Raw genomic sequence first — 7,527 nt, forward strand, 5'->3', positions numbered from 1 at the left:
CCGCAAGGCCCCGCCGAGCCCATGGGGACCTCGCTCCCCGGTGAGTACGAAGGCGCCCAAGGCCCCGCGCCCATCGGCCAGTTCGTGCCGGTCGACGGCCAGGTGCCGACCACGCCGCACCTGGCCCCGACGCCGCCGCACGCCATGGTCGTCCCCCAGGAGGACCCGGCCGGGGAGCCCACTCCCGAGGGTGCGCCCGCCGACGCCCACGAGGCTCCGGTCGCCCAGGCCGCGACCGCCGAACCCCTGGTCGCCCAGGCTCCGGCGGCCCAGGCTCCGGCGGCCGAGGCTCCGGTCGCCGAGCCGGTCGCCCCCGAAGGCGCCGCGACCACCGACGTGACGCCCGAGGCCGCGCAGCAGGCCGCCGCCGCGGTGCCCGCCCCGCGCGACGGAGCGCAGCCCACGACGCCGCCCGTCTCCGAACCGGCTCCCGTGCCGGAGACGGCATCGCAGGAGAGCGTCGGGAGCGAGCCGGTCCCGACGGGCGAGGAGGCGGCCGGAACCGCGGAGACCCCCCAGGGCCCGCCCGTCTCCGGTGTGCCCCGTATTGTCTCCTCAGCGGCGGCTCCGACCGAGTTCCCGGCCGCCCCCGAGACGGCCGACCCGGCCGACGAGTTGGACGAGGCCGACGAAGTCATCTCGTTCGAACCGATCGAAGCGAACGAAGTGACCGAAGTGGCCGAAGCACCTGAGATGGCCGAAGCGCCTGAAGCATCCGCATCCGCGCCTGCCCAGGCATCCGCGCCTGCGCCTGCACCCGCACCCCTGCCCGAGCCGGTCGAGGGCCCCGAGCTCCTCGTGCCCGCCGCCGCGCCGGAAGCCCCCGAGGCGGCTGAGGCCCAGGACGCCGAAGCACCGGAGATCCTGATGGTCGCGCCCGCAGCGGCCGCCGAAGCCCCGGAGGCCCCGGCAGCGGCGGAGGAACTCGCGGACGCGGACACGGATGCGGCCGCCGATGTGGACGCCGACGCCAGCGAGTCCGTCGAGCCCGTCGCATCCCCCGGCACCGCCGCCCCGGGCTACGGAGACGCCGAGCGCGAGGCCGTCCTGCGCGTCATGCGCGAGCGCCGCGACATCCGCAACGGCTTCCGCAGCGACGCCATCCCGCACGAGGTGCTGCTCCGCGTCCTGGAGGCCGCGCACACCGCCCCGTCGGTCGGCCACTCCCAGCCCTGGGACTTCGTCGTCATCAAGTCCGCCGACACCCGGCGCGCGATGCACGAACTGGCCATGCGCCAGCGCGACGCGTACGCCAAGTCCCTCCCCAAGGGCCGCGCGAAGCAGTTCAAGGAACTGAAGATCGAGGCCATCGTCGACACCCCGGTGAACATCGTCGTCACCGCGGACCCGACCCGTGGCGGCCGCCACACCCTCGGCCGCCACACCCAGCCGCAGATGGCCCCCTACTCCTCGGCGCTCGCCGTCGAGAACCTCTGGCTCGCCGCGCGCGCCGAAGGCCTCGGGGTCGGCTGGGTCAGCTTCTTCGACGAGCGCGAGATGGTCCGCGCCCTCGGCCTGCCCGAGCACCTCGAAGTCGTCGCCTACCTCTGCGTGGGTTACGTCGACGAGTTCCCGGACGAGCCCGAGCTGATGCAGGCCGGGTGGTCCAAGCGCCGCCCGCTGTCCTGGGTCGTCCACGAGGAGACGTACGGCCGTCGCGCCCTGCCCGGCGAGGACCCGCACGACCTGCTCGCCGAGACCGTCTCCAACATCCGCCCGCTGGACGCCAAGGCGCTCGGCGAGGCCTGGGAACGACAGAAGCGGATGACGAAGCCGCCGGGCGCGCTCGGGATGCTGGAGATCATCTCCGCCCAGCTCTCCGGCCTCTCCCGGATGTGCCCGCCGCCCATCCCGGAGCCCGCGGCCGTCGCGATCTTCGCGGGCGACCACGGCGTGCACGCCCAGGGCGTCACCGCCTGGCCCCAGGAGGTGACCGCGCAGATGGTCGCCAACTTCCTCGGCGGCGGCGCGGTCTGCAACGCCTTCGCCAACCAGGTGGGCGCCGAGGTCTGCGTCATCGACGTCGGGGTGGCGAGCGAACTGCCCGCCACCCCCGGCCTGCTGCCCCGCAAGGTGCGCGCGGGCACCGCCGACATGACGACCGGGCCCGCTCTGACCCGCGAAGAGGTCAAGGCGGCCATCGAGGTCGGCATCGAGACGGCCCGTGACTTGGTGGCCGCGGGCAACAAGGCGCTGCTGACCGGCGAGATGGGCATCGCGAACACCACCGCGTCCGCGGCCCTGATCTCCGTCTACACCGACACCGACCCCGCCGAGGTCACCGGGCGTGGCACGGGCATCAACGACGAGATGCACACCCGCAAGGTCGAGGTGGTCCGCCGCGCCCTCGACCTGCACAAGCCCGACCCCGCGGACCCGATCGGCGTCCTCGCGGCCATCGGCGGCCTGGAACACGCGGCCATGGTCGGCCTGCTCCTCGGCGGCGCCTCGCTGCGTACGCCGGTGATCCTGGACGGCGTCAGCGCCGGTGCGGCCGCCCTGGTGGCCCGCGCCATCGCCCCCGAGGTCCTCGCGGCCTGCATCGCGGGCCACCGCAGCGCGGAGCCGGGCCATGTGGCGGCCCTGAACAAGCTGGGCCTGCGCCCGCTGGTCGACCTGGACCTCCGCCTCGGCGAGGGCACGGGCGCGCTCCTGGCCCTGCCGGTCGTCCAGAGCGCCGCCCGCGCCATGCACGAGGTGGCCACCTTCGACTCGGCGGGCGTCACCGAGAAGTAGCCGAACCGGGGCGAGTCGCCCACGCGGCAATGCCGCACAGCGTCACTGCCGGGTGAGGGCGGGGCTCGGGGGAGAACCCCGGCCCCGCCCGCGCCATACTGAACCCGCACGTCATAGGGCCGCTCCAGCGCCGCAGCGGCAGCCGTAACGCCCGTACGAGGAGCCACCCCGCCATGGCCGAAAACCCCGCCTACCCCGTAGGCCTCCGCCTGACCGGCCGCCGTGTCGTCGTCCTCGGCGGCGGCCAGGTCGCCCAGCGCCGCCTCCCGGCCCTCATCAAGGCGGGCGCCGACATCACCCTGGTGTCCCCCTCGGCCAAGCCTTCCGTCGAAGCGATGGCCGACGCGGGCGAGATCGTCTGGACCAGGCGCAGGTACGAGGCCGGTGACCTGCAGGACGCCTGGTACGCCCTGATCGCCACCAGTGACGCCGACGCGAACACCCGCGCCTCCGCCGAGGCCGAGCAGCACCGCGTCTGGTGCGTGCGCTCCGACGACGCCGAGGCGGCGACCGCCTGGACCCCCGCCACCGGCCGCTCCGAGGGCGTCACCGTCGCGGTCCTGTCCAGCGACATCCAGGACCGCGACCCGCGCCGCACCGCCGCCATCCGCGACGCGGTGGTCGAAGGCCTGCGCGACGGCAGCCTCGTCGCCCCGCACCTGCGCACCCGGACCCCCGGCGTCGCCCTGGTCGGCGGCGGCCCCGGCGACCCCGACCTGATCACGGTCCGCGGCCGGCGCCTGCTCGCCGCCGCGGACGTCGTCATCGCCGACCGCCTGGGCCCGCGCGACCTCCTCGACGAGCTCCCGCCGCACGTCGAGGTCATCGACGCCGCGAAGATCCCGTACGGGCGCTTCATGGCCCAGGAGGCGATCAACAACGCCCTGATCGAGCACGCCAAGCAGGGCAAGGCCGTCGTCCGGCTCAAGGGCGGCGACCCCTATGTCTTCGGCCGCGGCATGGAGGAGGCCCAGGCGCTCGCCGAGGCGGGCATCGCCTGCACGGTCGTCCCCGGCATCTCCAGCTCGATCTCCGTCCCCTCGGCCGGCGGCATTCCCGTCACCCACCGCGGCGTCGCCCATGAGTTCACGGTGGTCAGCGGCCATGTGGCGCCGGACGACGAGCGCTCCCTGGTCGACTGGGAGTCCCTGGCCAAGCTGCGCGGCACCCTCGTGATCCTCATGGGCGTCGACAAGATCGGCAAGATCGCAAAGGCCCTGGTCACCCACGGGAAGTCCGCCGACACCCCCCTCGCACTGATCCAGGAGGGCACCACGGCGGCCCAGCGCCGCGTCGACGCGACGCTCGGCACGGTCGCCGAGGCGGTGCGCACCCACGAGGTGAGGCCCCCGGCCGTCATCGTCATCGGCGACGTGGTGAAGGTGGGACTCCCGGGTCCCGCGTGACCAGCCGGGGAACCCGCCGCGCACGACGCCCTCGAACACCCGCACGTAACCAGCGGTAACGGAACCCCTCCCGAGCCGTTGGCACCACACCCAGGACAAGGCAGTATCACCCTGTGGCTGATCTCATCACCGTCGACGACCCCGACGACCCGCGCCTGCGCGACTACACAGGCCTGACCGACGTCGAGCTGCGCCGCAAGCGCGAACCGGCCGAGGGCCTGTTCATCGCGGAGGGCGAGAAGGTCATCAGACGGGCCAAGGACGCGGGCTACGAAATGCGCTCGATGCTGCTCTCGGCCAAGTGGGTCGACGTCATGCGCGACGTCATCGACGAACTTCCGGCCCCGGTGTACGCGGTCAGCCCGGACCTCGCCGAGCGGGTCACCGGCTACCACGTGCACCGCGGCGCCCTCGCCTCCATGCAGCGCAAGCCACTGCCCACCGCCGACGAGCTCCTGTCGACCACCCGCCGTGTGGTCGTCATGGAGGCGGTCAACGACCACACCAACATCGGCGCGATCTTCCGCTCCGCCGCGGCGCTCGGCATGGACGCGGTCCTGCTCTCGCCGGACTGCGCCGATCCGCTCTACCGCCGCTCGGTGAAGGTCTCGATGGGCGCCGTCTTCTCGGTTCCGTACGCCCGCCTGGAATCCTGGCCCAAGGGACTCGAAGGCGTCCGTGAGGCCGGCTTCAACCTCCTCGCGCTCACCCCGGACGAGAAGGCCGAGTCCCTGGACGAGGTGGCGCCGCACCGCATGGACCGCGTCGCGCTGATGCTCGGCGCCGAGGGCGACGGACTCTCCACGCAGGCGCTGGTCGCCGCCGACGAATGGGTCCGCATCCCGATGGCCCACGGCGTGGACTCGCTCAATGTGGGCGCGGCGGCAGCGGTCGCGTTCTACGCGGTGGCGACGGGCCGCCCGCAGCTCTGAGTTCTGCACTCTGAGCTCTGAGCTTTTGACGGAGCTACGCCGACAGGTCGGCCCGCCCGGACGCGCGGCCTCAGCTCCGGGCGCCGTGCCCCTGATCGACCTGTCGGCCGTGCGACTGCTGCTGGTGTACGTCGGTGTCGCCGAGGCCCCGCGCGGGTCCCTGGCATCCCTGGGCCGCCGCGATGGCGAGTGCCACCAGCAGCGTCACGACCACGAACACGAAGAGCCGCTGCCGCAGCAGCCGTGGATTGGCGGGTACTCTCCGGCCCGTCCCCGTGGTGCGCGGGCCCTGACGGCCGGTGCCGCTGCGCGGTGCGGTCCTGCTGCCGGAGCGCGTCGTGTTGCGCGGCCCCGTCGGCCGGGATCCGGACCGCGAGGAGTTGGGCCGGGACGAGCCGGTCCGCGGCGGGCCGGAGCGCGGCGGGGGAGTGGCACCGGGGGCGGCGCGCCGCTGGGTGCGCTCGTCCAGATAGCTCTCGGCGAGCCGGCCGGTGGGCCGGTCGTGGTCCTGGCGGGGCGCGGGCGGGCGGACGTCGGAGATCCCCTGAGCCTCGCGGGCGGCGATCTCCTTCAGCCGGAGCGAGAGCTGGAGCGTGCTGGGCCGCTCCTCCGGGTCCTTGGCGAGGCAGGCCCGGATCAGCGGCGCGAGCGCGTCGGGCACGCCGTGCAGCTGTGCCTCCTCGTGGACCACGCGGTAGAGCATGACCTCGGAACTGCCGTGTCCGAAGGGCGAGTCCGCCATGCCCGCGTAGGCGAGCGTGGCGCCGAGGGCGAAGACGTCGGTCGCGGGCGTCACCGCGGCGCCGCGCACCTGTTCGGGCGCGAGGAAGCCGGGCGATCCCACGGCGGTGCCCACGTGCGTCAGCGTGGAGGCGCCGGTCGCCCACGCGATGCCGAAGTCGATGATCCGCGGCCCCTTCGGGGACAGCAGGATGTTCGACGGCTTGAGGTCGCGGTGCACGACACCGGCCTCGTGCACGGCGACGAGCCCCTCGGCCAGCGCCGAGCCGACCACCGCCACGTCGGCCGCGGACAGCGGCCCTTCGGCGGCGACCTTGTCGTGCAGGGAGGGCCCGGGGACGTACTGCGTGGCGAACCACGGGCGGTCCGCGTCGAGGTCGGCGGCGACGAGCCGCGCGGTGCAGCCGCCACGGATGCGCCGGGCCGCCGAGACCTCCCGGGCGAACCGGGACCGGAACTCCTGATCCTCCGCCAGGTCGGGCCGGATCACCTTCAGGGCGACGCGCTGCCCCCGCCGGTCCGACCCCAAATAGACGACCCCCATGCCGCCGGCGCCCAGGCGCCTGTGCAACCTGAACGAGCCGACGACACGCGGGTCCTCGCGCCGGAGCCGCATCATCGCCATGTCCATCCCCGCTACCCGGTCCGTCTGACGAGCCACAGCTTACGTTTCCGTGGCCGGGCACGTGCAGAGGCCGCGCCCTCGTGCGGCGACCGATTGTCCGTGCCGAGCGGGAAACTTGAAGACCGGTCAGGGGGCGGGGGCCAAGGGGGCGTTGCCTTCGCGCCCCTCGCCAACGATCCATCACCGCAGGGGGATTGATCCCGTGAAGGGCGATCGAGCGGAGACGGCCGTGGCTGCCGGTGGCACGACTCGAACGTACGAAGGGATGGCGGGCCGGGTCGGTCGGCGGGTGGAGAGGGAGGTGCGCAGGGGGGTGGCAGAAGTGAGGGAAGTCACCTGGGGGCAGGTTTCCGCCGAGGTCACGGCCGCCCCCTCGGGGATGACCCTGAGACCTAGGACCACGTCCTAGGCCCTCGTCTCCACCCACGGGAGTACGTGCAGGTCGATCGGTCATCCTCCGGGAGGCCCGGCATTCGGTACGAGGGCATGACGCCCGGGACTCCCCGCAGACCTAGATTTGAGGTCAAGCGGCGGGTGTAGCACTCGTCCCCCGAGGTCAGACACTCGCCGCTGCCAAAACCACATCGAAGCGGTCAGGAGAGGAATCATGGCGGACACGGCACCGCGGACCATGATCCGCACGCAAGGGCGCAGGTTCTCCGCGTTCGGCGTCCGCCCGTCCGGCACGCGCCATCCTTTGGTGGCGACGGCCATGGTCCTCCCCCTGGCAGCCCTGCTCGTGGTCGTCTTCGGCGGCTGGGAAGCAGTGGTCACACAAGCGTCGTCCGTGGGCGTGATGCTGGGGCGCTGAGCGGCGCCCCAGGCCCGGAAGAGCGGTCCGGGCGGGGACATCCGGCCATGAAACCCCGTGGGGACGGGGGTGCGGCGGACGGCAAAATGCCCGCGCAGCTGGGGAGCTGCGCGGGCATTGCCATTTCCTGGCGGGACGCCCGACGGTTCCGGGCCCCGGGGCCACCGGGGCCTGTGCGGCCACCCCGCACCACCTGCGCCATCCGCCGGGGCCCGGCGACGGTGCCGCGCAGCCCGCGTACCAGTGCCCCCGGCGGGCGCGTGGCCGCTGCCCCCG

Annotated in this window: 5 protein-coding genes; 4 read left to right on the plus strand and 1 reads right to left on the minus strand. The window is 73.6% G+C overall.

The genetic code is table 11. From position 1 onward, the window contains the following. The 3 genes from cobT to AOK03_RS35590 form a co-directional block, all read left to right on the plus strand. Positions 1-2,736 (plus strand): nicotinate-nucleotide--dimethylbenzimidazole phosphoribosyltransferase (gene cobT / locus AOK03_RS35580; RefSeq protein WP_055569528.1); only part of this gene is annotated, 2,736 nt, incomplete at its 5' end. A gap of 173 nt (positions 2,737-2,909) precedes the next feature. Continuing rightward, positions 2,910-4,142 (plus strand): uroporphyrinogen-III C-methyltransferase, encoded by a 1,233-nt coding sequence (gene cobA / locus AOK03_RS35585; RefSeq protein ID WP_055569524.1) that lies wholly within the window; start codon positions 2,910-2,912, stop codon positions 4,140-4,142. Between the two features lie 113 nt (positions 4,143-4,255). Continuing rightward, positions 4,256-5,074, plus strand: a complete 819-nt coding sequence (locus tag AOK03_RS35590) for a TrmH family RNA methyltransferase (protein ID WP_055569525.1) — start codon at positions 4,256-4,258, stop codon at positions 5,072-5,074. Between the two features lie 70 nt (positions 5,075-5,144). Here the strand turns inward: AOK03_RS35590 and AOK03_RS35595 are convergent, their stop codons facing one another. Next, complete coding sequence (locus AOK03_RS35595) at positions 5,145-6,446, minus strand: protein kinase domain-containing protein (RefSeq protein ID WP_055569526.1); 1,302 nt, start codon at positions 6,444-6,446, stop codon at positions 5,145-5,147. Positions 6,447-7,047: 601 nt separating this feature from the next. Here AOK03_RS35595 and AOK03_RS35600 point away from each other — a divergent pair. Next, complete coding sequence (locus AOK03_RS35600) at positions 7,048-7,251, plus strand: hypothetical protein (RefSeq protein WP_055569527.1); 204 nt, start codon at positions 7,048-7,050, stop codon at positions 7,249-7,251. Positions 7,252-7,527: the final 276 nt, after the last annotated feature.

Source organism: Streptomyces atriruber (genome assembly GCF_001418325.1).
GTDB lineage: Bacteria > Actinomycetota > Actinomycetes > Streptomycetales > Streptomycetaceae > Streptomyces > Streptomyces atriruber.

What these genes read in the sequence shown, in the direction of transcription:
- cobA (WP_055569524.1), top strand. Translation starts at nt 2,910, where the DNA reads ATGGCCGAAAACCCCGCCTACCCCGTAGGCCTCCGCCTGACCGGCCGC.
- AOK03_RS35595 (WP_055569526.1), bottom strand. Translation starts at nt 6,446, where the DNA reads ATGGACATGGCGATGATGCGGCTCCGGCGCGAGGACCCGCGTGTCGTC.
- AOK03_RS35600 (WP_055569527.1), top strand. Translation starts at nt 7,048, where the DNA reads ATGGCGGACACGGCACCGCGGACCATGATCCGCACGCAAGGGCGCAGG.